Here is a 24,876-nt window from a genome sequence, read left to right on the forward strand (position 1 = left end):
TGTGATGTTGAATCAGGGCATCGGATTTTTTTAGTAAAATTGTTATAACCAGCTTAAAACCTGTATATGAGAAAATTCTTCAAAGCGCTGCATAAATGGCTTTCGATCCCCGCAGGGCTTATTATTACGATAACTTGCCTGACCGGTGCTATATTGGTCTTTCAGACGGAGATGCTTGAACTGGCATACCCTTCGCGGTACTTTGTTTCCGAAGTAAAAGATACCCCTATCCCTTTGGCAGAATTAATTCCGATGGTAAACAAACAGATGGATGGAAATTCGGTGGCCAATGTCCGCGTCTCGGCAGATCCCGAACGTACCTATACTATGCAGCAGGCTGCGGGAGAGAAACTGATGGTGGCAGTCGATCCCTATACGGGTGAAATAACAGATACTTATCCTTTCCGCGGAGGATTTTTTCACGAGGTGATGAAAATACATCGTTGGCTGATGGATGGCAGCCGAACGGTAGGCAAATATGCTGTGGGCGTGACTACCCTTTTGTTGGTATTTATTATTGTTAGTGGGGCGGTTATCTGGTTTCCGCGTAACCGCAAGCAATGGAAAAAAGCCTTTACGATTAAATTCAAAGGCGGAGGCCGTCGCTTATTCTACGATTTGCACCGCGTATTGGGGGTGTATGTCAGTATTATTATTCTCTTATGCGCGCTGACGGGGCTCATGTGGTCGTTCGAATGGTATCGGAATGGCGTTTTTAAACTCTTCGGTGCAGAACAATCCGAAAGCCGTGGCGGCAGTCATGGGCAGCAGGCTCAGCAAGGAGGAGGTCAAGGACGAGGAAACAGGGGAGGACAGGAGAACAAAAAAGAAGAGCTCGATATTCTTCACTGGGATGCAGTCGTGGCCGCCATTAAAGAGAAAAACCCGACTTTCGAATATATCCGCATAGCTGATAAATCAGCATCCGTACACCTCAAAGATGCCGTTAATTCACGCGCGACAGATACTTATAATTTCAATCCGCAAACAGGCGAGATAACAAAAATCACTTACTATAGCCAAATCAGCAAATCCACACGCATATTCCATTGGGCTTACGTGCTGCATGTAGGAAATTATTGGGGGATGTTCTCCAAGATATTCACCTTTATTGCAGCGTTGATAGGTGCCAGCCTGCCCGTTACGGGTTATTATATTTTCTATGTCAAACGCAAGAAACACCCCAAAACGGTGAGGCCGGTAGACGGCTAATAACTCTCCGAAGGACGGAGATAAACAAAAAAGTTATATATTTGTTTATTCAATATAAATTGGTTGATTGCGATATGGGTTATTTTTTGTTGTTTATTCTTATTGTTGTTTGTATTATCTGGTTCGGAGCAAAGATACTGAAAGGGATACTGAATATTCTTAACCCGCTGAATACGAACAACCGCAGAGATCGGAACCAACAGCAAAACAGCAATCAGCACGAATCTTCTTCGCACAAAAACAAACAATTCGAGAAAACAGAAGGCAAATATGTCGATTACGAAGAGATAACCGATTGATTCGCATTACTTCCCTTCCGTAAACCGTTCGGTTGTTTTCAATACATTATCCACATATTTTACTGTTTCCATTCCGCGCATATAGCCGTTGCGCACTACCGGGTCGTTGTAATATTCGGGTTTGCTCTTCAATAGCAGGAATTTGCGCACATCTTCCCATTTATGCGGATTAGCGCCATATTTGGTCGCCAGCCGCTGAGCATCGCGGATATGCCCGTCGCCGCCATTATAAGCTCCTAATATAAATTTGATGCGCTCATCGCGGTCTTCTATTTTCTTGAAGATATCGTTTAGCCTGTCTAACAATACTACAGCCGCGCCGATGCTTAAATCGGGCGATAAGCGATCGTCATCCGACAATCCGAGCGAACGTGCCGTGCGCGGCATCAGCCCCATAATGCCCGATGCTCCTGCCCACGATGTCCTGTTATTCATAAAACGGGATTCGTGATAAGATACCGCGGCTAATAGTTGCCAATTGTAATCGGTACTGTCGGCATGTTTCTTGAATAAATCGTCATACGGGGAGATTGCACCCTTAGGCAACCCTTTTGGTATTTCGAAATAAGCAGAGAGTGGCTGTTTGCTCAACTCGAAGTATTTTTTTGTCACCGCTTTGAATGACGGGGTTTTATTATATTTTTCAGCCCACTCGTCGAGTGCTGCTGCCAATTGCGGCGTATTTTTCCGCACTACCCACAACGAACGTTGGTCGAAACTGATAGGTAACGAGACATCTATATTGTTGTAATAGGTTTTGTTCAGTTTAGCTAACAGGTTCGATGCCAGCGTATATTGTATTTCACCCGCCGAAACCATCGCTATCAGGTCTTCTGTTGTCACCGTATCGCGCGCGATCAAGCGTATATCGATCCCTCCCCCTAATTCTTCGTTGAAATTGTTTATACGCTCATAGTACCTCGAGTCGGGGACGGCATACACTGTCTTCCCCAATAACTGTGATTGGCTGATTAGCAGCGTATCTTCCTTATTGGCGCGCTGCACCAAAACCTGATAAGTGATTTGTTTTGGGCCGCAATAGAGAATCGAATCTTTCATCTCGTTTCGTACCAGAATAGGATAGGCGACCAAATCGCCTTTGCCTTCTTCCAGCATCTCGAGCAATTTCGATTCGTTCTCGGCAACTACAATATTCAGCTTCACCCCCAACGTATCGCAGAAGTTGCGCACCATGTCGTATTGATATCCCATGGTATCTTCGCGATAGATAAAATAGGAAGCCGAAGTGTTGAGCGTCAGCACGGTCAGCTCCTTATTCCTCTTTATCTGCTCCAGATCATATATCCTTACATTTTCTTGCTTGCAAGAAAACATGCATAAGAGAATAGCGATAAAAGACAGGTAAAGGATGCGTTGCATATAAGCTGGTTTTTGTTCGACGTCAGAATTTCGGTCGCTCTGCCAGTATCTTTTCGATGCCGGCATTGTATTCGGCGATAATATCTTCCACAACCTTTTGTACCGAAGGTAGATCTTCTATCAGAGAGGCTATCTGTCCTATTTCGAGTTCGCCGTTTTCCAGATCGCCTTCGAATATTCCTTTCTTAGCGCGTCCGCGTCCGAGGATTTCGCGAAGTTCCTCTGCCGAAGCACCTTTGTCTTCCGCATCTTGAACCGCATTATAAAAATGATTCTTGATGAGTCGGGTAGGGCTGACCTTCTTCAACGAAAGCATTGTATCGCCCTCTTTCAGTCCAATACACAGTTTCTTGAACTCCTCCGAAGCCGAACTTTCTTCCGTCAGGGCGAAGCGCGAACCGATTTGTACCCCTTCGGCGCCCAACGCCATAGCGGCGAGCATTCCTGCTCCCGTACCGATTCCTCCGGCGGCAATCAACGGCAAAGAGAGCGTTTTGCGCACCTGCGGGATGAGTACCATGGTGGTAGTTTCTTCACGTCCGTTATGCCCTCCGGCTTCAAATCCTTCGGCTACAACGGCGTCGACGCCAGCTTCTTCGCATTTCAGGGCGAATTTGGAACTGGAAACCACATGCGCCACTTTTATGCCGTTATCTTTCAGTGTTTTCGTCCATGTTTTGGGATTTCCGGCCGAAGTGAAAACAACTTTCACCCCTTCGGCGATAATGATATCCATAATCGTTTCTATCTCGGGATACATCAACGGCACGTTTACCCCGAAAGGTTTATCCGTGGCAGCCTTGCATTTGCGGATATGTTCGCGAAGTGTCTCGGGATGCATCGAGCCTGCGCCTATCAGCCCGAGGCCGCCGGCATTGCTCACTGCTGCTGCCAATCTCCAGCCGCTGCACCAGACCATTCCGCCTGCGACAATAGGATATTTAATTCCGAAGAGAGATGTTATTCTGTTGTTCATAATTACTGTTTTTTATTTTGTACAAATACAAATATAAGGGATTTTGGGAAATATTATCTTGTGTGGCTGAACAGCCAGGCAGCGAGTTCTTTCTCGGCAAAGGCATTGTCCCAGCTGTTGTGGTTTACACCTTTATATTCGGAATACTTTACGTCGCAACCCATATCTTTCAGCTTTTTGTATGCTTCGCGCGAAAACTCGACAGGGACAATCCCGTCTACTTCGCCGTGGAAAATCCATAAAGCGGTATTGTTAGCATAGATAGGGTATTTGCTGGTATCCGAACCTCCGCAGATAGGGAAAGCGGCCGCAAAAACTCCGGGCATGCGCCATAATATCTCGAATGTACCCATTCCGCCCATCGACAAACCTCCGACATACATTTGTTTCAGGTCTATTCTACCCGAGACAATCCAGTCATTGACAAGTGCTACCACCAATTGCATAGCATCCGATGGCTCGTCGGTGATGCCGAATCTGAAAGAAGGTTGCTCGCCTTCTATCTGGTGGCGCGAAACATTCGACCAAAATTCACCTGTCGGACATTGCGGAACGACCACAATCGCCGGATAGTCAGCGCTGAAATGATCTATAAGGAATTGCTTTCCGTGCGTCAACTGGGCTTCGTTGTCGTTGCCCCGTTCGCCAGCTCCGTGCAAAAGGAGGACAAAGGGATAGCGTTTGTTTGCATCATAATTTTCAGGGAACATTACCTTATAGGGCAATGTTTTGCCGCCGATGGCGTAAGATGCGTTTTTGAACTGGGAAAAGCCGGATAACGAGACAATGAATAATAATGATAGGAATAATAGTCGTTTCATAACGTATGTTTTATTAATTGATTACGAGATAAAGATTGGTAAATATACAGATTTTTTCAGTTTCCGAATGATATTGCTCCCGTTTTGTTTCTTTGGGCGAGTAGTGAATTTAAGGGAATTATTTTTGAATGAGCCGATTATTGCGTATATCTTTGTATAAAACTAAAGCATTCGGCTATGACACTAAAAGGCAAACATATCGTTCTGGGTATTACAGGTAGTATCGCCGCTTACAAAGCTGCATCACTGGCTCGTCTCTTTATCAAGGAAGGGGCTGAAGTACAGATAGTAATGACGCCCTCGGGCAAAGAATTCATTACACCCGTAACCCTTTCGGCGCTGACAGGCAGACCTGTTGTCAGCGAATTCTTCACGGCCAACGACGGTACATGGCACAGCCATGTAGACCTCGGCATGTGGGCCGACCTGATGGTTATCGCTCCGGCTACGGCGGCTACTATCGGCAAGATGGCGAACGGCATAGCCGATAATATGCTTATCACGACTTACCTGTCGATGAAAGCCTCGGTGATGGTTGCCCCGGCGATGGACTTGGATATGTTTGCGCATCCTTCTACTACACGAAATATAGAGATACTACGCTCGTACGGTAATATCATTATAGAGCCGGCGGCAGGCGAGTTGGCCAGCCATCTGATAGGAAAAGGACGGATGGAAGAGCCGGAAAAGATTCTGGAAGCCGCCAAAAGCTTCTTCGAAAAAGGCGGGAGCCTGTCAAAAAAAAAAGTCCTGATAACGGCAGGGCCGACGTATGAGAAAATAGATCCCGTACGCTTTATCGGAAACTATTCGTCGGGTAAGATGGGCTTTGCCCTTGCCGAAGAGTGTGCTGCACGCGGGGCGGAGGTTTATCTTGTTGCCGGGCCTGTTTCGCTTAAAGTCAATCATCCGAACATTCACCGTATAGATGTGGAGTCGGCCGAACAAATGTATCAGGCAGCGACGGACATCTTTCCGCAGATGGATGCGGCTATCCTTTGCGCAGCAGTTGCCGATTACCGTCCTAAGGAACAGGTAGAACAGAAAATCAAACGGAACGATGACGAAATGACGCTTTCGCTCGTGCCGAACAAAGATATTGCAGCAGTGCTGGGGCAGATGAAAACAGCACAAAGGCTCGTAGGCTTCGCACTCGAAACAAACGATGAGGTAGCAAACGCCCTGAAAAAGATGGAGCGGAAGAATCTCGATTTCATTGTCCTCAATTCGCTTAATGATGCGGGAGCAGGATTCCGCCACGATACCAACAAGATAGCTATCCTGAGCAAAGACGGAACCAAAGAAGATTACCCGTTGAAGTCGAAAGCGGATGTAGCCAAAGATATTATCGACCGGATTTTTGCATAAAATCCTCTCCTGTAAAGAGAATCCCTAAACAAAAGGTATTCGGAGTTGTTTAGTAATAATAGTATACTCAAACAATCGGGACCGATGGCAAAAAGAATCCGTAAAGCACTAAAAATAAGCATTATTGTAATTGCGGGTCTTGCTGTGATCGGTATTTTGCTGAATACCTTCTTGATGCACGAACTGAAGCAGTATCTCCAAAAAGAACTGCCCAAAATTGTCTATAAAGAAACAGACGGATTTTATGACCTTTCGTTTACCGACCTGAATATCGACTTCTTTTCGGGCGAACTGCTTATCGAAGGCATCCGTTTACATCCCAATCAGGAGACATTAGCCCGCTGGAAAGCTCAAGATAGTTTACCCGCCATCCGGGCAGATTTGTCGGTCGGTTCCATCTACTTCAAAGGGGTTAACCTTACGTGGCGAAGGAATTATAAGACGCTGAACTTCGACCTGTTTGAGATAAAAGATGTGGATACGCATCTCTACGAAACACAAGTGAGTGAAAAGAACGGCAACGAGCATCACATATCGGCGGCCGATGTAGAGAATCTGTATGCTGTCATTTCACCTTACATATCGGAACTGACCGTTGAAAAAATGAATCTGGAGAATGCGAGCATTGCCTATCATCTTGGCGAAGATTTGGATTCGACTACCTATGCACTCAAGGATATAGATTTTCATATCTATGGTTTCAGGTTGGACGAACATTCCTCGGAATCGGGGAAATTGCTATATTCCGATAACTTCGAATTTAAAGCGGAGAAAGCGCAGGCATTGCTGCAAAGCGAGCGCTTCAACCTGACGACCGGGAATATCTTGCTCGATACGCGCGATTCGATCATCCTCTTCGAGGGGATACAATTCAATATGTACGATTCCATCCGCCCCGACTATGTCGCTGATAGCTATGTGAATGCAGCCGTAGGAAAGGTTGCGGTGAAAGGAATTTACTTTAAGCGGGAAAACAGCCTGAATTATCTGGATGCCCGTTCGTTCGACATCTCATCGGCGAATATCCGTTATTTCAATGCCGGAACGGCAAAAAGCGATACAACGGCTAATGCTCCGGTGCAGAATGTAGATTCGCTTCTGGATTCGTGGTCGTTGTACGAGCTGGTGTCTCCATTGCTTCATCGGGTGGTTATCGAACGGATAGGAATCGATAGCACACAGCTGGAATATTGCCTAATGAATGCCGGAAAAGAAGATGTGTTCGAGATGGAGGACTTCACATTCACGGCCAACCATTTTCGGATAGATTCCCTTTCGCGTGATAACCCCCGGCAGCTTTATTCGAACGATTTCAGTTTCAGTTCCAAAGAGTTGCGGGGAAATATGGTGAGCCGTAACCACCAGATCCGAATTAAGAATATCGATGTTTCGTTCGACAGCTTGGGTACGGGCCAGCTCGGGGTGGACACGCTCCGGATAAAGCCTATCAACACAACTACTGATTATGATTGCTTATCGGGAACAGTTAGAAGCCTTTCAGTCGAAGGGCTGAGGTATATGAATGCAGTCGAAATAGACTGGCTGACTATCGACAAGCCGGTAGTGTCTTTCGAGAAATCAGCCAAAAGAACTTCGTCTTGGTCTTCGGGTGCGAAATCGCAGGAGGTTATCAACAATATCTTTTCGCCCTTGTTCGGGCACTTGCTTATCAAGAATATCAGGCTGACCGATACCGATTTCAAGTACCTCGATAAAAGAACAAAGGAGACATTCCGTATAAAGAACCTGTATCTCGATGCTCAGGGATTCTTAGCAAATAAGAGCACGGTGAAGCATCCGAATGCTTTTTTCGACTACCTCGATTTCCAATTCAGTTTCGATAAGTTCTTCGGCTATTTCCCACAAGAACAACATACGCTCGATATTGGAAACGCCTCGTTCGATAGTCAATCCGGCAATCTGAAATTGAAGGAACTGCGCATCAATCCACGGATGGATGATGGTGCGGATATGCCGGATATGTGTTACACTATCTCTTCGCCCTCGCTTACTATCAGTAAGTTATTTTATGGTGAACGGAATAATGCGGTCGCTTCGTTCGCTGCCGATTCGCTTATCGTGCAGGCGCCACAGATTAAAATGGTGAAAAGAAATGCTGCTAAGCAGCAAACAGCTTCTGAACAGCCGGCTAATTTCCCTTCGATAAATATTGCCCATATCTCAATCGATAGTACCGAACTTGTCCTTATAGATAAACCGGGGAGAGATAGTTTACATCTTACCCTGTCGGCTTTTTCCTCTCAAGGCGTTACGACAAAAGGCCGTACTCTCTTTGGCTTTTCGGAGTTATATCTCGCCCGTTTAGATGCTGATATCTGGCATTCGGGCAAAGAATCTAAACTATCTCTCGATAAACTCGAGGCTAACGACTTCGCTTATAAGGCGACCCTTCCCGATTCCTATTTCAGGATTGGGCACTTGAATATCGATAACCCTTATCTGCTCTTTCAACATGCACCACCGAAGAGGAAAGGTATAGCCCCTCTTGAGCAGCAAAAGCAGGATCTGTATACGACTATCGGTCGTCTTGCACAAACGCTGGAAGTGGGAAATCTGAATATCCGCAACAGCAATATAACCTATCACGAGATGGAAAGCGATTCGCTGAAGAAGCAATTCGATTTGCACGATACCGACCTAATGCTTAAAGGGTTGGCTTTGGATAGTAAAGAGAAATCGTTCTTCCTCGAAGATATATCGTTCGATACGCATAAGTTAGCCATTCCTATCGATAACGGCTTCTATACATTGAAGATAGATGACCTCAATATCAGCAAAACGAATGCGCAACTCAATCTGCGTAACATCCGCCTCGATCCTGCCTATCCGATGATGGAGTTTGCCTACAAGCACCCTAAGCATAAGGACTGGTTCGATGTCAAAGTGGGCGACATCCGTTTGAGCGGGATAGACATTGCCGGTTATTTCAGCGATAAGGTATTGCGTATCGCATCCGGCGAGGTCAACGATGTAGAGCTGCTCAACTTCAAGAACAAGCAGATAAAGACCGAATCGCGCCTTGTGCCGATGATATATGAGGGGTTACAGAATCTTCCTGTTAAGCTGGATGTAAACGACTTAAAGGTCAGTAACTTCGGTGTCGTATATGAGGAGTTGGTTCCTAAAGCCACCGAACCGGGTAAGATATTCTTCACGGAGATGAACGGGCGCTTCTCGGGATTTACCAATGTAGCCACCGAACCGAACCAATACATCCGCCTCGACGCTGACGGTAAGCTGATGGGTACCGGCTATTTCACTGCCACATGGCAACTGCCTGTGGATACGGCATTCGATAGCTTCCTGTTGGATGCTCATCTGACGGATTTCGACTTTGCCGAACTCAACCAGATTGTGCAGCCGATGTTCCCAACTGTCAGAATTGCAAGCGGATATGTACATGACCTTTGGTTCAATACGGCAGCGAGCAGCGAGCGGGCGACCGTTGGTATGACATTGCTCTACAACAACCTGAAAGTCGATATGTACAAACAGAAAGACGGCGAACTGGTCGAGAATAGGTTTGTTACGGGTCTGGCAAACAGGGTGTTGAAAGAGAATAACCCCGATAAGCGCAATAAAGCGCCTCGTCAGCCGGAAGCCGAAATCACGCGTAACCCTTACCGTTCGACATTCAACTATATCTGGCAGATATTGCAGCCGCCTGTTGTGGAGTCGGTCGGTATCTCGAAAGAGAAGCAGGATTTCTTTAAGGGAATAGCGAATATCATCACCCGAATCAAGCATTTCTTCAAACCTCCGAAGAAAGAGGCGGCACAAAAGAAGGAGGACGAGGGTTAAAGCTTCTTTCGCAGTGTGTTTACCGGATAGAAAACCGCTAATACACCTACCACAGAAACAGTTATAAAGGTAATAAACACATCCTGTAGGTCGATGGAGACAGGGTAGGCATCTATGATGAATGCGCCCGGCGTATTACCTAAGCTTATCAGCCCGAAGTGTTGCTGCAACAAGCACAATACCAATCCCAGTATCAGCCCGATAACCGTTCCGATAAAGGTAATGAGCCACCCTTCGTAGAGGAAAATCTTGCATATCAGGTTCTTTTTCGCCCCTAATTTTTGCAGGACGGTAATATCGTCCATCTTTTCGAGGATAAGCATCGATAGCGATCCCACTACATTGAATACGGCTATGATGATGATGATAGTCAGAATAAGGAAGGTCACCCATTTTTCGATATTCACCATGCGGTAAGTCGATTCCTGCTGCTGGAAGCGGTTCTTGACGAGGTATTTATCGCCTAATATGGTTTGTATCTGCTTCTGAACCTCGTTTATATCCGCACCATGAGCCACCTTTATATCGATAGACGACACTTCGTTGGTATATTGCAGCAATTCGCGCACTAAGTCGATGGATACAATCAACATATGCTCGTCGTACTTCGCCTGATTGAGCATGAATATCCCCGAAATGTAAGCGTCCTTTTTGGCAAAAGCTTTGGTCGGATTGGCGGGATTGTAGCGCTCGTTCCGTTTGGGCATGTAAATCTCCAACGGGCGAATGCTGTTTGCCTGCATCCCTAATTTGGCTGCTATGCCGATGCCGACTACCCCGAAATCTATGTCGCCGTTGCGTAACCCGAATTCGCCGCTCATCACATACTTGTTCAGGTCGGCAATGTATTCGAAGTCCTGCGATAAGCCGCGCAAAACAATCGGCTCTTGCCGTTCGTCGTAGCGGAGCAGGGCATTTTCTTCGAGCTTCTGGGCGCTGAAAGCGACGCCGTCAAGCTTCAACACTTGCTGAATCGTCTCGTCGTCGGGATTGAAAACCTTTCCGCGCGCGACAGTTATTTCCAAATCGGGATCGAAGTCGCTGAATGTCAGTGTTATCGTATCTGTGAACCCGTTGAAAACGGACAACAGGCAAATCATGACTGCCGTAGCTACAGCAATACCACACACCGAAAGCGCAGAAATGACGTTCACTGCATTGTGCGATTTCTTCGAGAACAGGTATCGGCGGGCTATGCGAAATGGTAGATTCAACGGGCAGTTTTTTACAGTTATTATTTCTTCAACAGGTTCTCGATATTCTCGATATAATCGAGCGAATCGTCGATGTAGAAAGCCAATTCAGGAATTACCCGAAGTTGTTTTCCTGTTTTCTGTCCCAAAGCAAAACGGATGCCTTTGGTGTTCGTTTTAATGTTCTTGAGCAGTTCCTCCCCTTTATCCGAAGGGAAAATGCTCAGATATACCTTTGCCAGTCCGAGGTCGGGGCTGACACGCACCGTACTCACGGTTATCAGCACACCCTGCATCTGGCGGGTATCGCGTTGAAATATCTCACTCAGTTCTTTCTGGATGAGGCGGTTTATTTTTTGTTGTCTGGTCGATTCCATGTTTTTATTCTAAATGATGATGCAAAGGTAAAGACTTTCTGCCATTTATCGTTATATTGTTGAACTGATAAAAAGAAAAATCGTTTTTTTGTTTATTTTTGTCATAATTAAAATACAACACACAACTCTAATAAACATCGCTATGCTGGAATTAAATTACACGTTAGACAAAGACGATTACATACAGTTTCAACTGTATATTTTTTCAATAAGCCCTATAATGAAGAAGCAAAGGCGCACCGGACGCTTCATCTTATTGGGGATACTGCTCATACTTGGAATCCTTTTTATCCCATTCAATCCATTCATTAGCTATTACTTCTGGGGTATGGCTGTTTTGGCTTTTCTTTTGTTCCCGCTATATTCCCGTTGGTTCTATAAACGTACACTTCGGAAAAACACCGAACGGAACTATGATTCTGAAAACTCAACAATTTCATTTAAAATAAGTGATGAGACAATAGAATCGTCTAACAAAATCGGGCATACGACTATGTATTTGAAGGAATTGTTGAGTATTATCGAACTTGCAGATTACTTTTACATCCAACAAAGTAAGCAAGTGTATTACATCATTCCTAAAAAGAAAATAGCGGATCCGGAAGGTTTCAAATCGCACTTGCTTAACTGTTCCAGAGCCTTGCAAATACCTTATCTTCTGGAATTGGATTGGAAGTGGAGATAATGCTATTCGGCATCATCTCTTCCTCCTTTTACCAGACAAAGTTTAGATTGTCTTATCTTTACTATCTGCTTCTCTAAGCAAAAACTATACAAACTTGACATATTTGACGCGCTACAGTGTTTTTTACTTGTCATTTTTCTGTCATGCAGAGCTTTCGGCGAAGCATCCCGACCTGACTGTGAACAGCGCAAAGCGCAACGAGATCCCTCACTGCGTTTCGTGATGACAAAAAACACAGGGAAACAGTCCTCGCAGAATATTCCCCTGTATAGATAATTTATCTGATAACTGCTAATTAGTCTTTCTTGCAGCGGATGGAGATCAAAGCGTCGCGACCGGTTACATGTCGAACTATCTGTGCGCTGTTATACTCCGTAACCTGAAACCTTGCTTGGTTTCCAACATAACTACTGGCCGACCAAAAGTATCCATAGCCGCCATAGAGGTTGAACCCATTGTAGATGACACCAGCAAGATAAGCGTCAAATCCACCTTGCGCCGAGGATTTACTGATACCTGCGGTAGGTTGACTGTTGACTTCCGTGATGCTTTTCATCGCAGCACCGAGAGTAGAGTGAGAGCTATCATCATAGCCAAGCAAAGGGCTGCCGATATCAGCGGTAGTACTAAAGAGACTTGTTTTAAGGATAATGCCATTTTTCAGATCTGTCCATTCCTGATCGCTTGGCAAGTGCCAGTCTTGCGGACAAAGACCGCGGATACGAACGTCGTCATCGTAGCTTCCGCCTTGTAGCACATTCCCTGGGTCAGGTGTTTGTCCTGCTCCGTTACCCATATTGATAGCGGCTGCCCAGTTGTACAATAGTCCGTGCGCGCGCGTGACAGTAGCCTGATTGCCAGGGATAAAATAATAAGGGGAAGTATAGCTACTTGCTGAAGACTTGGTTATATTGCCCCCAGTGGGTAAGGTAGTTACTCGTAGGTGTTCAGTAGTCCAAACCCCGTCGACGAAAGTACGTTCTGTTTCTGTTTCAGTGCCTTCGTTTACCCAACTCGGACTGGCAGCAGGATCACATTTGTAACTGCGACTTATTTTATACGTTTTTACTTGGGTTCTATATCCCACATAGAAACGAGAAGTATTATAACTATTTCCTTGATGGTCGGTTATGGCTGGCGTTTTGCTGTTTCCCAGAGCATAATTCCCTGCAGCACGCTCTGTTTCTTTATCGTCAGGCCAACCTACAGGACTATCAGGGTCGAGGTATTCGAATCCGCGTACCATAAGTTGTAATGTTTTCTGTTTCAATGGCTCGGGATAAGTGCTCAAAGGTTGCCAAGTTTCTCCGTCCCAGATATGTACACCCGGGCATACGCGATTGGAAGCTGTTTCCACTTTATTGATGTTGTATACCAACAGCCCGATGTGCTCATCCTTATCCCATGCAGGCCCTGTTGCCCCGTTTACAGAGACTTTGAGGTCGTTTCCCGCGATGGTAAGTGAATTTAACTTCACGCGTGGTAAGCCAAGCCCTTTGTTTGTAGAGGAGCCTTGTGTCAAATCCAATAACGCCCCTTTGTTAGGTGCTTGGTCACTTCCTATTGTCACCTGTCCGTGCAGGCTAATTGTTGTGAGTAAGGCTAACAGAACGATAGCCAGTGTCAAAGTTTTTTTCATAAGAAATAATAATTAGTAAATATGATAATGAGATAATGTGCTGATATATAGCTTTTAGCCATTAGTTGATAGCTATTAGCTTTGCCATCCCGAGTAGATACAAGGGAGCTCGTTCGGTTTTTGTGTAGGGGCAGACCTGTGTGTCTGCCCGATATTCTGGTTTGCGGGCGCACACATACATGTATATTCTTTTTAATTGCCTCCAGTTTTAAGTGGAGGAACAAGAAGGACAGGAAACAAAGGGCTTTAGCCAAATATCTTTTGACTAAAGTCATCTTCTGAAAGATGCAATCATACCCACGCCTTAAAAGGCGTGGCAACATTAGACTAATAACTATTAACTGCCTGCTGATAACTTTGTCACCCCGGGTAGATACGAGGGATCTCGTTAAAGCTTTGTAGGGGGCAATCAACATTGCCCCGTATATATCGGTTTGCGGGCGCACACGCAGGTGCGCCCCTACATGGGTTCTATTGTTGATAGAAGAGGATGATATACTTCCACCTTCGGGGGATTGAGGGGGCCCGCTGTTAACTGAAAGACAGCCCCTCGCTCCCCCTCTTTTAGAGGGGGCTGGGGGGAGGTAGGTACGGCTATCGCAGCCCGGAATACCCCTGACATTAACACAAGCATATTTTTTAGTAGACGAGTTACAAGTTACGAGTGACGAGTAGGGGCAAAGCCGTACAGCAGTTCGCAAGTTATCTCTTGTAACTCGTAACTGTGCGAAGCACGAAGTAACTGCCCGTAGGGCGAAGTAACTTTTCTTTGAAAATTCTTCTCTAAAACCTTGGATTAATCCGAAATATTTATTATATTTCGTGTGTGTGTGTGTGTGTGTGTGTGTAAGATAAGGCGGTTAACTTATCTGATGTATAATAAGTTAAGGCTATTTCTGATATTGTTTTTCTTGTCCTTTTCACTGGAATGATACTGTTACTGATAAGCAAAGGAACGCATTTTCTTTAAATAATACAAATTTTCAGCAGGAGTTTAGGCGTTTAAAAAATAAATTTCCAAGCAATCTTTCCAGATTTTCATTTCTTCCAAATCATTGTCAAGCCATCGCGTAAGGGGACAATAACCTTTTCTACCCGTTCGTCTTTGGCTATCATATCGTTGAATGCCTGTATGCCGATTGTCTGTTTATCCCCCTGCTTGGGCGTTTCGAGGACTTTTCCGTCCCAGAGCGTATTGTCCGCAAGGATTAGCCCGCCCGGGCGAACCTTATCGAATATCAGGTCATAATATTCGATATATGTCCGTTTGTTGGCATCGATAAAGACCAGATCGAACATGCAATCAAGTGTCGGGATAATCTCCATCGCATCCCCCAGATGAAGGTGTATCTTATCGTTCAGCTTCGTCTGATGCAGGTATTTCATGATGAAATCTTCCAGTTCATCATTCACCTCGATGGTGTGTATCTCGGCATCATCTGCAGCCCCTTCCGCCAGACAAAGCGTTGCATAAGCCGTATAGGTGCCGATTTCGAGGATATATTTCGGTTGCATCATCCGGCAGAACATTTTTAGTAACCGTCCCTGCAAATGCCCCGATAGCATGCGCGGGCGCATCAGGTTGACATGGGCGTCGCGGTTGAGCGCTTTCAGGAGGTCGCCCTCTTCGTCGATATGGTCGAGGATATATTGCTCTATGGCTTCGTCGTGTTCCAAACTCATTGTTTACAATTCTTTTATTATTCGAAGATACAACCTTTTAACAAAATCCCTATATTTACATTTCAAAAAAAACTAAACCAAAAATAGAAATACCATGACAAAATCAGGACTCAATCCGGCAGACTTCACCGGAAAAGTAGACGGAAAGGATGTTCAGCTATACATCCTCACAAACAACAAGGGCGCGGAAGTGACAGTACTCAACTATGGTGCTAAAATCGTTTCGTTAATGGTTCCCGACAAAAATGGGAAACTGACCGACGTTGTACAAGGACATCAGAACCTCGATGCTTACCTCCATTCCGAAGAACCGAGCTTCGGTGCTGTTTGCGGGCGGGTGGCCAACCGCATCGCCAAAGGTAAATTCACCCTCGAAGGGAAAGAGTATCAATTAGCTATCAATAACGGGCCTAACAGCCTTCATGGTGGTGTCAAAGGCTTCCATTTCGTAGTGTGGGATGCTAAGCAGATCGACGGGCAAACAGTGGAATTGACTTATCTGGCTAAAGACGGAGAAGAGAATTATCCGGGCAACTTGACAACAAAAGTTACTTACCATCTGACCGAAGACAACGCACTGGATGTGAAATATGAGGCTACTACCGATAAAACAACGATTCTAAATGTAACGAACCACTCGTATTTCAATCTGTCGGGCGATGCCGATCAGGATGCGATGGATCATGTGGTGGTGATAGATGCCAAAGAATATTTGCCGACGGACGAAACGTCTATTCCGTTAGGGAAACCGGCAACAGTTGTCGGCACGCCGTTCGATTTCCTTTCGCCTCATACATTGGCGGAGCGAATCAATGAAGACTTCGAACAATTACGCATTGGTAAAGGATACGACCATTGCTGGGTACTGAACAAAAAAGAAGGTGAGTATGCTTTCGCGGTAGAATGTACTTCGCCTAAAACAGGTATTTGCATGACGATTCATACTTCCGAACCGGGTGTGCAGGTTTATACGGCTAACTGGTTAGCTGGTAAGCAGGTGAACAAAAACGGGCATAAATACCCTGAGCGCAGTTCGGTTTGCTTCGAGACGCAGCACTATCCCGATGCTATCAATCACCCCGATTATCCAACTGTGATACTGAAGCCGGGTGACAAATTCGAAAGCCGCACGACATTTGCTTTCTCTGTGAAGTAATTAAAATAGCAAAAGCCTCCGAAAAATGAAAATCGGAGGCTTTCTTATTGGATATCGAGGTGGGCTTACTTCAATAAACTTTTCGGATCGAGGTTGTTATGCTCGATATCCTTGAAGTATTTGTAAGTACCCACTTTCAGTTCGTATGTTGCCATTTCGTCGCACACGATGATTCCTTTCGGGTGCATTTGCAGGGCGGTTATCGTCCATGCCTGACTGATAGGGCCTTCTACCACTTGAACCAATGCGCGGGCTTTGTTGTGGCCGTTTACCATGATCAATACTTCTTTGGCATCCAGTACAGTGCCTACGCCGACAGTCAAAGCCGTTTTGGGGACTTTGTTGATGTCGTTGTCGAAGAAGCGCGAATTGGCGATTATTGTATCCTGCGTAAGCGTTTTGATACGTGTACGCGAAGCCAATGACGAACCCGGCTCGTTGAACGCGATATGTCCGTCGGGACCTATCCCACCGAGAAATAAATCGATTCCTCCGACTGCTTTTATCTTTTCTTCGTAAGCTTCGCATTCAGCAACCAAGTCGGTAGCATTTCCGTTGAGGATATTGACGTTCTCTTTCGGGATGTCTATATGGCTGAAAAAGTTGTTCCACATGAACGAGTGATAGCTTTCGGGATGATTTTCGGGCAATCCTACATATTCATCCATATTGAAAGTGATCACGTTTTTGAACGAAATACGTCCTTCTTTATAGTGGTTTACCAAGCAGCTGTACATGCCCAGCGGCGAAGAGCCTGTAGGTAATCCCAGTACAAAAGGTTTGTTGCTTTTGGCTTGAGCCTCTTTTATTTTCGACACCACATAGTTGGCCGCCCATTGCGAGAGCAGATTGTAGTCGGATTGAATGATTAATCTCATGGTTCGGTTTTGTTTTTATAAATATTATATTTGTCTCCTCCAACTATCCCACAGGGAGAGGAGGTTTTTCTTGTAACTTGTAACTGTGCGGAAGCACGAAGTAACTTGTAACTACTATAATGGTTTATACTGTACAAACGCTTCTATCGCTTCGTAGCTGGCAAGTCCCAGCTGACGGTACAACTCGGCAGTGGCGCGGTTACGATCTTCCGAACGTTGCCAGAAAAGCCGTTCGTCGCTTCCGAGGAACGGGGCGCTCTCCATCTGCGATTGATGTTTCAGGATGGCATTCCGTTTAGCGCGCAACTCTTCGGGAGAGATAGGTACAGCCATTTCGATATGGTCGATTTCCCATTCTGCCCAAGCTCCGCGATACATCCAGATGCGGCATTCTTTCAGCCATTCTGCGCCTTTCAATTCGTCTATCGCTGCCAGTGCTGCATCCAGACAAACCTTGTGCGTCCCATGTGGATCGGCTAAGTCTCCCGCAACGAATATCTGGTGCGGCTTGACTTCTTCCAGATGTGCTTTGACGATTTCGACGTCCGCTTCCGATATGGGATTCTTCTTGATTCGTCCTGTTTCGTAGAACGGCAAGTCGAGGAATGTCACATTTTTGGCAGGAACGCCTACATACCTGTCGGCTGTTAATGCCTCCTGTCGGCGGATATGTCCTTTCATAAACAGTACATCCGGCGTATCTACATCATCCTGTTTTTTGTCGTGCATCAGGAATTGCAGCATTTCCGCATACTTCTGCTCCATCACCTTGTTGTCCGGTTCGTAACGCTTACGAACATCTTCGAGCATCCAAAGATAGCGAATAACTTCTTCGTCGCCAACAGCAATGTTGCCCGAAGTCTGATAAGTTACATATACATCGTGTTTCTGATCGACAAGGCGCTTGAATGTCCCGCCCATCGAAATGACGTCGTCGTCGGGGTGAGGGCTGAATATGAGAACCCTTTTCGGGTAAGGTATAGCACGTTCGGGACGGTTCGAATCGTCGGCGTTCGGTTTTCCTCCCGGCCATCCGGTGATGGTGTGCTGCAAGTCGTTGAATATTTTTATATTAACGTTGTAGGCAGAGCCGTATAGTGTAAGCAATTCTTCGAGGCTGTTGTCCTGATAATCCTTGTTCGTCAGTTTCAGGATAGGTTTATCCAGCTTCTGGCAAAGCCATACGATAGCGCGGCGGATGAGTTTATTGTTCCAGTTGCAACTGGTTACCAGCCAAGGGTGATTGATACGTGTCAAATCGAAAGCGGCATTCAGGTCGGCATAGATGCATGCATGCTGATGGTTTTGCAGACACGATGCCGGAATGGTGTCGGACAAAGGTCCTTCTACTACATCGGCAATGCTTTTGGCTTTGTCTTCTCCCCATGCAATCAAGGCTATTTCGCGCGCTTTCATAATGGTGGAAATACCCATTGTAATGGCGCTCGGAGGAACTTTGTCTAACGAGCCGAAGGTATTTATCGCTTCCTTTTTGGATTGCACATCGAGTAGTACCAGACGGGTTTGAGAACCCATGCTGGAGCCGGCAATGTTGATACCGATATTTCCTGCGCGTCCGAGCCCGAGCAGGATATAGTCGAGGCCGCCGACAGTCCTTATTTTCTTTTCGTAGTCGCGGCAATGGTCGAGGATTGCCTCCTTCGATTCCATGCCGTTCAGTGAATAAATGTTTTCGGGTTTGATATCTACATGGTCGAGAAACAAATCTTTCAACAGGTTTAAGTTGCTGCTCGACGAAGCTTGTAGCGGATAGAATTCGTAAATGCTGAATACAATTACGTTTGCAAAGCTTAATCCTTCTTCGTGGGCGCGGATTAATTCCTGATAAACGGTCTGTGGCGAATGACCGCCGGGCAGCCCGATTGCAAAATGTTGGTTTTTCTCTTGCTTAGCCTTGATTTTGGCAATAATATCTTTCGCTACTTGTATCGAGCCTTCGGTGGAAGATTCGAATATCCGGGTAGGGACTTTTTCGTAGCGTGTCAGTGCCGATAATTCGAACTCGTTTTCGGGACGATAGTATCGCTGGGGCACACGGTCTAAGACTATTTGTGAACTTAAATCCAGTCGCATAATAAGTGAATATTTTGGTTTTTAATAATTATTGAATGTATAAGAATCAGAGGACGAGTGCCGCTGCACCTAATAAACTGCTATCCTCGTTTTGAGAGAATCGTATTTTTAAATTTCTTTTCGGTTCGCTGAACGGGAACTGCTCTACGACGGCGTGCATGCTATCGGCAAAATAGTCATGTGCCAGCGATATGCGCCCTCCGATAATGATTGTTTCGGGATCGTAAACGAACAAAATCGTTTGGATGAGGTTGCCCAGATGGAATCCGAATTCTTTCCAGATAGCCAATGCTTTAGCATCTCCTTCGAGGGCTTTGGCATGAGCTTCGGCGCCTGTCATATCGTAGTGTCCGACAAAAAAGTGGCTGCTGCAATAATGCTCGAAGTCGAAGTCTCGATAAGGTAAACAACCGATTTCTCCTGCAGCGTTGTTTCGTCCGCAGTATAGTTTATTGTCTACAATGATGCCTGCTCCTAATCCCGCCCCGAGCGAGATGCATACCAGATTGCGCGAGGTAGTACCTTCGCCGTGGTAGCGTTCGCCGAAAGCAAAGCAGTTACAGTCGTTATTAATATAAACAGGTAAGTTAAATTCTTGTTCAAGGATATCTTTTAGCGGGACTTCTTTCCATGCCGGAATGTTTATCGAGTTGTAAACGATTCCTCTGTCCGAATCCACAAATGCGGGAACTCCAATCCCAACGCCTCGTATGTTGGAATTGACAAGCGTGCGCAGCATCGCTATCAGGTGATCTGTCGTCTCTTTTTCAGACTTGTCTGCCCGGCAGGGTTCCGATATTTTCTTCAGTATTACTCCGCCGTCTACAATCCCCATTCTGATAGTCGTGCCTCCTATGTCTACTCCTATTCTCATGGTATATAATTAAGTTTAACAAAGAAGAACAAATGGACTTCTGATACAAATATAACCACAAAAAAATAGGGATTGCGTTTCGAAATGTTAATTAACATTTCGGGCGGATAAAATGATTTTCCTTTGTATGGATCGGGTTATTGCGTAATATATTTGTCTGCTGTCGTTTCTTTCAGTATTTCGGTGAAAGCCTTTTTGAGTTTGGTGGGTAATTCTTTTAGTTTCTCGTCCAGATTATCATATAGATGGTAGTCCTCGAATCCTTCGTGTCGGCTGCGGTAATTGATGTGGATAAGGTACTTCTTCCGGTCGTAGAAAAGAATGTAAGAGATTGTTATATCCATATCGGCATTGCCGCAATAAGAGAACGGAATGATAGCAGCTGTTTTCCGGGCAACAGTTTTAAAGATGATTTCCTTTTCCCGCAGGTCGATAAGCGACATGGCTACGTGAGGGTTGTAGTAGAGGAGGCTATCGGTGTATTTTTCGTTTTCGATATGTGCCGAAATGGCATTAAAAAGGCCGTTGACCCGATAATCTTCAAAGTCCATTTCGTCAGAGCAAATGCAAGGATTCAACACTTGAACGGTCAGTCGGTTTTCAGCCCCTTTATCGGTAAAGGTTTTTTTGATTGTCAATGTATCGACAGAGGAATGGCTAAACCAACTAAGTGCCGTCAAATCTTCGGGGGTAGCTTCTCCTCTATTAAGCCTCTCGTAGAAAGCGTGCAGGTTTTCGAAAATGATGTCGATGTTGTAAACACCCAAGCTATCTTCTTCTACCTTAATAGGTGATTGGGCATAGGTGGCCGAACAGCTGCAAATAAGTAAGAAGAGTGAAAGTATGCGGGTTTTCATATATCGTGATTTGGATATTAACTAATCAATTCCCAGCCATAGCGGTTGCCTTTCAGCCGGCGTAGCTGGCGCAATAGGATTCTGTTTTCGGGGCGCTCCATATTCGGATCTTCATCCATGATAGATTGCGCTACCTCGCGGGCATATTGCAATATTTCGCCGTCGCGGACGATATTGGCTATCCGCAGGCTGAACGGGATGCCGCTCTGCTGTGTCCCTTCCAGATCGCCGGGGCCACGAAGTTTGAGGTCTGCTTCGGCTATCTCGAAACCGTCGTTGCTCTCTACCATGATGTTGATGCGTTTGCGGGTATCGGCTGATAATTCGTAAGGGGTGACGAGTATGCAGTACGATTGGTCGGCTCCCCGCCCTACGCGTCCGCGAAGCTGGTGCAGTTGCGACAGCCCGAAGCGTTGCGCTTCTTCGATGACCATGACGGAGGCATTGGGGACGTTTACGCCGACTTCGATAACGGTGGTCGCTACCATTATCTGCGTCTCGTTGCGGAGAAAACGTTGCATTTCGGCATCTTTCTCTTTAGGTTTCATCTTGCCATGCACCTTGCTGATTTTGTATTCGGGGAAAACTTCCATGATATGCTTGTAGCCTTCCTCGAGGTTTTTCAGGTCTATCTTTTCGCTTTCCTCTATCAGTGGGTAGACGATATATACCTGTCGCCCTTCTTGCAACTGCTTGCGGATGGATTGATACATCGCCCCGCGTTTTTTGTCGAACTGGTGGATGGTTTGTATCGGCTTCCGTCCCGGTGGAAGTTCGTCGATGACCGAAACATCCAGATCGCCGTAAACGGTCATTGCCAATGTGCGGGGGATAGGGGTGGCTGTCATCACCAGAATATGCGGCGGCTGATGGTTTTTTGTCCACAACTTGGCTCGCTGGGCTACGCCGAAACGGTGTTGTTCGTCTATAATAACTAATCCGAGATTGGAAAACTGCACGGTATCTTCTATCAGGGCGTGTGTGCCGATGAGGATTTGCAGGTCGCCTGTCAACAGATTGTTGTGTATGCGTTCGCGGTCGGCTTTCTTCGTCGAGCCTGTCAGTAATTCGACGTTTACGTTCAGTCCTTCCAGCAGTTCGCTTATTGTCTGGTAATGTTGAGTAGCCAATATTTCGGTAGGAGCCATCAGGGCAGCCTGATAGCCATTGTCCAGCGCAATCAGCATCAACATGAGGGCTACTAATGTTTTTCCGCTGCCCACGTCGCCTTGCAGCAGGCGGTTCATTTGCTCGCCTGTGGCCATGTCGACACGTATTTCCTTGATAATACGTTTCTGTGCTCCCGTCAATTCGAAAGGTAGCTTGTCGGTATAGAAGCGGTTGAGGTATTCGCCGACATGCGTGAAGACGATTCCTTTCAACTTCGACTTTCGCTCCGAAGTGTACTTCAATATATTAAGTTGTATATAAAAGAGTTCTTCGAACTTGAGCCTGTATTGCGCATCGCGTAGGATTTGCGGATTCTCGGGGAAATGGACATTCCGCAAAGCATCTTTTAGCGGCATCAACTTAGCCTTTTGTATGACCGTATCGGGCAATGTCTCGCTGATAGAGCCGAGTATGGATTTGAAAGCTCCCGCCATAATTTTCTGTATAGCCTTCGAGTTGAGATAATGCTTCTTCATTTTCTCCGTCGTATTGTAATGAGGTTCCAGACCTACATTACGGCTATTCTCATCTATATAAGGATCTATCTCGGGGTGGGCGATATTGAATTTGTCGCCGAAGCGGGTAGGTTTGCCAAAGACGATATAAGGCGAATGAGTTTTGTATTTGTCCTGCATGAACTTTACGCCCTGAAACCATACCAGGTCGATGAAGCCTGTTCCGTCGGTGAAGTGTGCGACGAGCCGTTTGTTCCGCCCTTCGCCCACTGTTTCGAAAGCGGTAATCCATCCTTTCAGCTGTATATAGGGCATATTGCCGTCTATCTCGTGGATAAAGTAAATACGGCTGCGGTCGATGTATTTGTATGGGAAGTAATATAGCAGGTCTTCGACTGTGAATACATCGATTTCCTTATTGAATATTTCGGCTCTTTTAGGGCCTACTCCGGTCAGGTATTTTATATCGGTTCGTAAAAAATCGGACATTGTCGGCAAAACATTATCTATAAGGCAAAGGTACATTTTTTTATGTTATTAACTGCCAGTAAATGTTTGTCGTGTGATATTTCGTATCGTTTCGGCGCATATGGGTGATAATTGTTATAATTTTAACTAAAATAAACAACCTAAAGTGTTGCCAGTCAATTTTTATTCTTACATTTGCCCATGCATAAGAGTTCTTAAATTCGGTTTTTATAATTTCTTCTTCTCAAGTTTATACCTAAACTATACTTCTTGTTAAGCGCATTTTATACGATTCCTTTTATTTTGGTAATTTCTTCTGCACGAATTATTTATTTTATCAATTTATTTTTATTACGACAATGAACATTTTTATTGCAGGTTTAAGCTACAGAGTTAATGATGCTGATTTGAGAGAACTATTCGCTGAATATGGTGAAATCGCATCTTCTAAAGTTATCATGGACAGACAAACAGGTCGTTCGAAAGGTTACGGTTTCGTTGAATTGAGCGACGAAGAAGCCGGCAAAAAAGCTATCGAAGAACTGAATGGCGCTGAATATGATGGAAGAACAATATCTGTATCAGAAGCCCGCCCAAGAGAAGAAAGACCTCGTCGCGAAGGTAGTTTCAACAGAGAAAGAAGATATTAATAAATTAATATACTTTCCAACCGTCTTAGTAAGTGAAGTCCTATAATTGGATTTCACTTCTTTTTTATCTATATTTATGATAATGGAAATGAAGAACAAGTATCGATTATTTTTAAAGAATTAGATTATCTATATCTCGAAAAAAAAATATATCTTTGCAGCCGTTCTTTGTAAGAGATAAAAAAGTGGGAAAATATAGTAAATACAATATCCCTTTAAGGTCGCTCGAAGATGGTAAGCATGAATTTACATATCAGCTTACCGATGAGTATTTTAAGCTGCTGGGCGAAGATACGGACATAAAAAAAGGTAGCTTGGACGTAGTCGTTTCGCTGAAAAAGACGGCAACCACGTTTGAGTTGAATTTTGTTATTGCAGGGAAAGTGAAAGTTCCTTGTGACCGTTGTCTCGACGAAATGATAATGGACGTGGATACCAAGAGCCGCTTGATAGTAAAATTCGGGAATGAATATTCCGAAGAAAGCGACGAAATTGTAATTATCCCTGAAGAGGACGGGCAAATCAATATTTCGTGGTTTTTGTACGAATTTATTGCTTTGAGCCTCCCGATGAAAAAAGTTCATCCGCAAGGCGAATGCAATAAAACCATGACTTCGAAGTTGAAAAGGCATAAAACATCTTCTTCTGATGAGGATGGCGATGACAACGACGACGAAATGGATTTGGATGATGATAGCGGCGAAGCCTCGTCAGATTCCAGATGGGATGCATTGAAAGATTTGCAATTTGAAGAATAAATATATATCCTGCAAAGGATTGAAAATATAATCGTTAATTAAAAAAAACTATAAATAAAAA

20 protein-coding genes are annotated in these 24,876 nt (G+C 45.2%); 8 read left to right on the plus strand and 12 right to left on the minus strand.

Going from position 1 to position 24,876, the window contains the following annotated elements:
• Positions 1-66 precede the first annotated feature (66 nt).
• Together D0T66_RS13050 and D0T66_RS13055 are read left to right on the plus strand one after the other, a co-directional pair.
• Entirely contained in the window at positions 67-1,212 is a 1,146-nt protein-coding gene (locus tag D0T66_RS13050; RefSeq protein WP_163357745.1) for a PepSY domain-containing protein, read from the plus strand.
• Between the two features lie 74 nt (positions 1,213-1,286).
• A complete protein-coding gene (locus D0T66_RS13055; RefSeq protein ID WP_163357746.1) occupies positions 1,287-1,511 on the plus strand; it encodes a DUF4834 family protein in 225 nt (74 codons plus the stop codon).
• Between the two features lie 6 nt (positions 1,512-1,517).
• On the opposite strand, the gene D0T66_RS13060 is transcribed toward D0T66_RS13055, so the two are convergent.
• The 3 genes from D0T66_RS13060 to D0T66_RS13070 are packed head-to-tail and all read right to left on the minus strand — an operon-like array spanning position 1,518 to position 4,688.
• Complete coding sequence (locus tag D0T66_RS13060) at positions 1,518-2,891, minus strand: transporter substrate-binding domain-containing protein (RefSeq protein ID WP_163357747.1); 1,374 nt, start codon at positions 2,889-2,891, stop codon at positions 1,518-1,520.
• Between the two features lie 22 nt (positions 2,892-2,913).
• Positions 2,914-3,867 (minus strand): nitronate monooxygenase family protein, encoded by a 954-nt coding sequence (locus tag D0T66_RS13065; RefSeq protein ID WP_163357748.1) that lies wholly within the window; start codon positions 3,865-3,867, stop codon positions 2,914-2,916.
• A 53-nt stretch (positions 3,868-3,920) separates the two neighbouring features.
• The gene (locus tag D0T66_RS13070) at positions 3,921-4,688 is read right to left on the minus strand and encodes an alpha/beta hydrolase-fold protein (RefSeq protein ID WP_163357749.1); all 768 of its coding nucleotides are present in this window, start codon (positions 4,686-4,688) and stop codon (positions 3,921-3,923) included.
• A 177-nt stretch (positions 4,689-4,865) separates the two neighbouring features.
• On the opposite strand from D0T66_RS13070, the gene coaBC reads away from it, so the two are divergent.
• Both coaBC and D0T66_RS13080 read left to right on the plus strand, forming a co-directional pair.
• Positions 4,866-6,056, plus strand: coding sequence for a bifunctional phosphopantothenoylcysteine decarboxylase/phosphopantothenate--cysteine ligase CoaBC (gene coaBC / locus D0T66_RS13075; RefSeq protein ID WP_163357750.1), 1,191 nt, complete (start codon positions 4,866-4,868; stop codon positions 6,054-6,056).
• An 84-nt stretch (positions 6,057-6,140) separates the two neighbouring features.
• Positions 6,141-9,878, plus strand: coding sequence for a hypothetical protein (locus D0T66_RS13080; protein WP_163357751.1), 3,738 nt, complete (start codon positions 6,141-6,143; stop codon positions 9,876-9,878).
• On the opposite strand, the gene D0T66_RS13085 is transcribed toward D0T66_RS13080, so the two are convergent.
• Together D0T66_RS13085 and rbfA are read right to left on the minus strand one after the other, a co-directional pair.
• The gene (locus D0T66_RS13085; protein WP_163357752.1) at positions 9,875-11,092 is read right to left on the minus strand and encodes an FtsX-like permease family protein; all 1,218 of its coding nucleotides are present in this window, start codon (positions 11,090-11,092) and stop codon (positions 9,875-9,877) included. The two genes, D0T66_RS13080 and D0T66_RS13085, sit on opposite strands and share 4 nt — an antisense overlap.
• Positions 11,093-11,112: 20 nt before the next feature.
• Positions 11,113-11,448 (minus strand): 30S ribosome-binding factor RbfA, encoded by a 336-nt coding sequence (gene rbfA, locus D0T66_RS13090; RefSeq protein WP_163357753.1) that lies wholly within the window; start codon positions 11,446-11,448, stop codon positions 11,113-11,115.
• Between the two features lie 220 nt (positions 11,449-11,668).
• Here rbfA and D0T66_RS13095 point away from each other — a divergent pair, with 220 nt between their 5' ends.
• On the plus strand, positions 11,669-12,133 hold the full coding sequence (locus tag D0T66_RS13095) for a YcxB family protein (protein ID WP_163357754.1): 465 nt from the start codon (positions 11,669-11,671) through the stop codon (positions 12,131-12,133).
• A 295-nt stretch (positions 12,134-12,428) separates the two neighbouring features.
• Here the strand turns inward: D0T66_RS13095 and D0T66_RS13100 are convergent, their stop codons facing one another.
• A complete protein-coding gene (locus D0T66_RS13100) occupies positions 12,429-13,772 on the minus strand; it encodes an FISUMP domain-containing protein (protein WP_163357755.1) in 1,344 nt (447 codons plus the stop codon).
• A gap of 1,038 nt (positions 13,773-14,810) precedes the next feature.
• On the minus strand, positions 14,811-15,455 hold the full coding sequence (locus D0T66_RS13105) for an O-methyltransferase (RefSeq protein ID WP_163357756.1): 645 nt from the start codon (positions 15,453-15,455) through the stop codon (positions 14,811-14,813).
• A 94-nt stretch (positions 15,456-15,549) separates the two neighbouring features.
• Between D0T66_RS13105 and D0T66_RS13110 the strand changes: the two genes are divergently transcribed.
• Positions 15,550-16,611: an aldose epimerase family protein gene (locus tag D0T66_RS13110; protein ID WP_163357757.1), complete on the plus strand. Its 1,062-nt coding sequence runs from the start codon at positions 15,550-15,552 to the stop codon at positions 16,609-16,611.
• A gap of 65 nt (positions 16,612-16,676) precedes the next feature.
• Here the strand turns inward: D0T66_RS13110 and nagB are convergent, their stop codons facing one another.
• From nagB to recG, 5 genes are all read right to left on the minus strand, one after another.
• On the minus strand, positions 16,677-17,489 hold the full coding sequence (gene nagB / locus D0T66_RS13115) for a glucosamine-6-phosphate deaminase (protein WP_163357758.1): 813 nt from the start codon (positions 17,487-17,489) through the stop codon (positions 16,677-16,679).
• Between the two features lie 114 nt (positions 17,490-17,603).
• A complete protein-coding gene (locus D0T66_RS13120; RefSeq protein ID WP_163357759.1) occupies positions 17,604-19,583 on the minus strand; it encodes a glucosamine-6-phosphate deaminase in 1,980 nt (659 codons plus the stop codon).
• Between the two features lie 46 nt (positions 19,584-19,629).
• Entirely contained in the window at positions 19,630-20,457 is an 828-nt protein-coding gene (locus D0T66_RS13125; RefSeq protein ID WP_163357760.1) for an ROK family protein, read from the minus strand.
• A gap of 137 nt (positions 20,458-20,594) precedes the next feature.
• Positions 20,595-21,314 carry a hypothetical protein gene (locus D0T66_RS13130; RefSeq protein ID WP_163357761.1) on the minus strand — a complete coding sequence of 240 codons (720 nt, stop codon included), beginning with the start codon at positions 21,312-21,314 and terminating at the stop codon, positions 20,595-20,597.
• Positions 21,315-21,331: 17 nt separating this feature from the next.
• Positions 21,332-23,428, minus strand: coding sequence for an ATP-dependent DNA helicase RecG (gene recG / locus D0T66_RS13135; RefSeq protein ID WP_163357762.1), 2,097 nt, complete (start codon positions 23,426-23,428; stop codon positions 21,332-21,334).
• Between the two features lie 338 nt (positions 23,429-23,766).
• On the opposite strand from recG, the gene D0T66_RS13140 reads away from it, so the two are divergent.
• On the plus strand, positions 23,767-24,057 hold the full coding sequence (locus tag D0T66_RS13140) for an RNA-binding protein (protein ID WP_163357763.1): 291 nt from the start codon (positions 23,767-23,769) through the stop codon (positions 24,055-24,057).
• A gap of 185 nt (positions 24,058-24,242) precedes the next feature.
• Positions 24,243-24,815 carry a DUF177 domain-containing protein gene (locus tag D0T66_RS13145; protein ID WP_163357764.1) on the plus strand — a complete coding sequence of 191 codons (573 nt, stop codon included), beginning with the start codon at positions 24,243-24,245 and terminating at the stop codon, positions 24,813-24,815.
• Positions 24,816-24,876: the final 61 nt, after the last annotated feature.

Source organism: Dysgonomonas sp. 25, assembly GCF_010501075.1.
In the GTDB taxonomy this organism is placed as follows: domain Bacteria; phylum Bacteroidota; class Bacteroidia; order Bacteroidales; family Dysgonomonadaceae; genus Dysgonomonas.

What these genes read in the sequence shown, in the direction of transcription:
- D0T66_RS13050 (WP_163357745.1), top strand. Translation starts at nt 67, where the DNA reads ATGAGAAAATTCTTCAAAGCGCTGCATAAATGGCTTTCGATCCCCGCA.
- D0T66_RS13055 (WP_163357746.1), top strand. Translation starts at nt 1,287, where the DNA reads ATGGGTTATTTTTTGTTGTTTATTCTTATTGTTGTTTGTATTATCTGG.
- D0T66_RS13060 (WP_163357747.1), bottom strand. Translation starts at nt 2,891, where the DNA reads ATGCAACGCATCCTTTACCTGTCTTTTATCGCTATTCTCTTATGCATG.
- D0T66_RS13065 (WP_163357748.1), bottom strand. Translation starts at nt 3,867, where the DNA reads ATGAACAACAGAATAACATCTCTCTTCGGAATTAAATATCCTATTGTC.
- D0T66_RS13070 (WP_163357749.1), bottom strand. Translation starts at nt 4,688, where the DNA reads ATGAAACGACTATTATTCCTATCATTATTATTCATTGTCTCGTTATCC.
- coaBC (WP_163357750.1), top strand. Translation starts at nt 4,866, where the DNA reads ATGACACTAAAAGGCAAACATATCGTTCTGGGTATTACAGGTAGTATC.
- D0T66_RS13080 (WP_163357751.1), top strand. Translation starts at nt 6,141, where the DNA reads ATGGCAAAAAGAATCCGTAAAGCACTAAAAATAAGCATTATTGTAATT.
- rbfA (WP_163357753.1), bottom strand. Translation starts at nt 11,448, where the DNA reads ATGGAATCGACCAGACAACAAAAAATAAACCGCCTCATCCAGAAAGAA.
- D0T66_RS13095 (WP_163357754.1), top strand. Translation starts at nt 11,669, where the DNA reads ATGAAGAAGCAAAGGCGCACCGGACGCTTCATCTTATTGGGGATACTG.
- D0T66_RS13100 (WP_163357755.1), bottom strand. Translation starts at nt 13,772, where the DNA reads ATGAAAAAAACTTTGACACTGGCTATCGTTCTGTTAGCCTTACTCACA.
- D0T66_RS13105 (WP_163357756.1), bottom strand. Translation starts at nt 15,455, where the DNA reads ATGAGTTTGGAACACGACGAAGCCATAGAGCAATATATCCTCGACCAT.
- D0T66_RS13110 (WP_163357757.1), top strand. Translation starts at nt 15,550, where the DNA reads ATGACAAAATCAGGACTCAATCCGGCAGACTTCACCGGAAAAGTAGAC.
- nagB (WP_163357758.1), bottom strand. Translation starts at nt 17,489, where the DNA reads ATGAGATTAATCATTCAATCCGACTACAATCTGCTCTCGCAATGGGCG.
- D0T66_RS13120 (WP_163357759.1), bottom strand. Translation starts at nt 19,583, where the DNA reads ATGCGACTGGATTTAAGTTCACAAATAGTCTTAGACCGTGTGCCCCAG.
- D0T66_RS13125 (WP_163357760.1), bottom strand. Translation starts at nt 20,457, where the DNA reads ATGAGAATAGGAGTAGACATAGGAGGCACGACTATCAGAATGGGGATT.
- D0T66_RS13130 (WP_163357761.1), bottom strand. Translation starts at nt 21,314, where the DNA reads ATGAAAACCCGCATACTTTCACTCTTCTTACTTATTTGCAGCTGTTCG.
- recG (WP_163357762.1), bottom strand. Translation starts at nt 23,428, where the DNA reads ATGTCCGATTTTTTACGAACCGATATAAAATACCTGACCGGAGTAGGC.
- D0T66_RS13140 (WP_163357763.1), top strand. Translation starts at nt 23,767, where the DNA reads ATGAACATTTTTATTGCAGGTTTAAGCTACAGAGTTAATGATGCTGAT.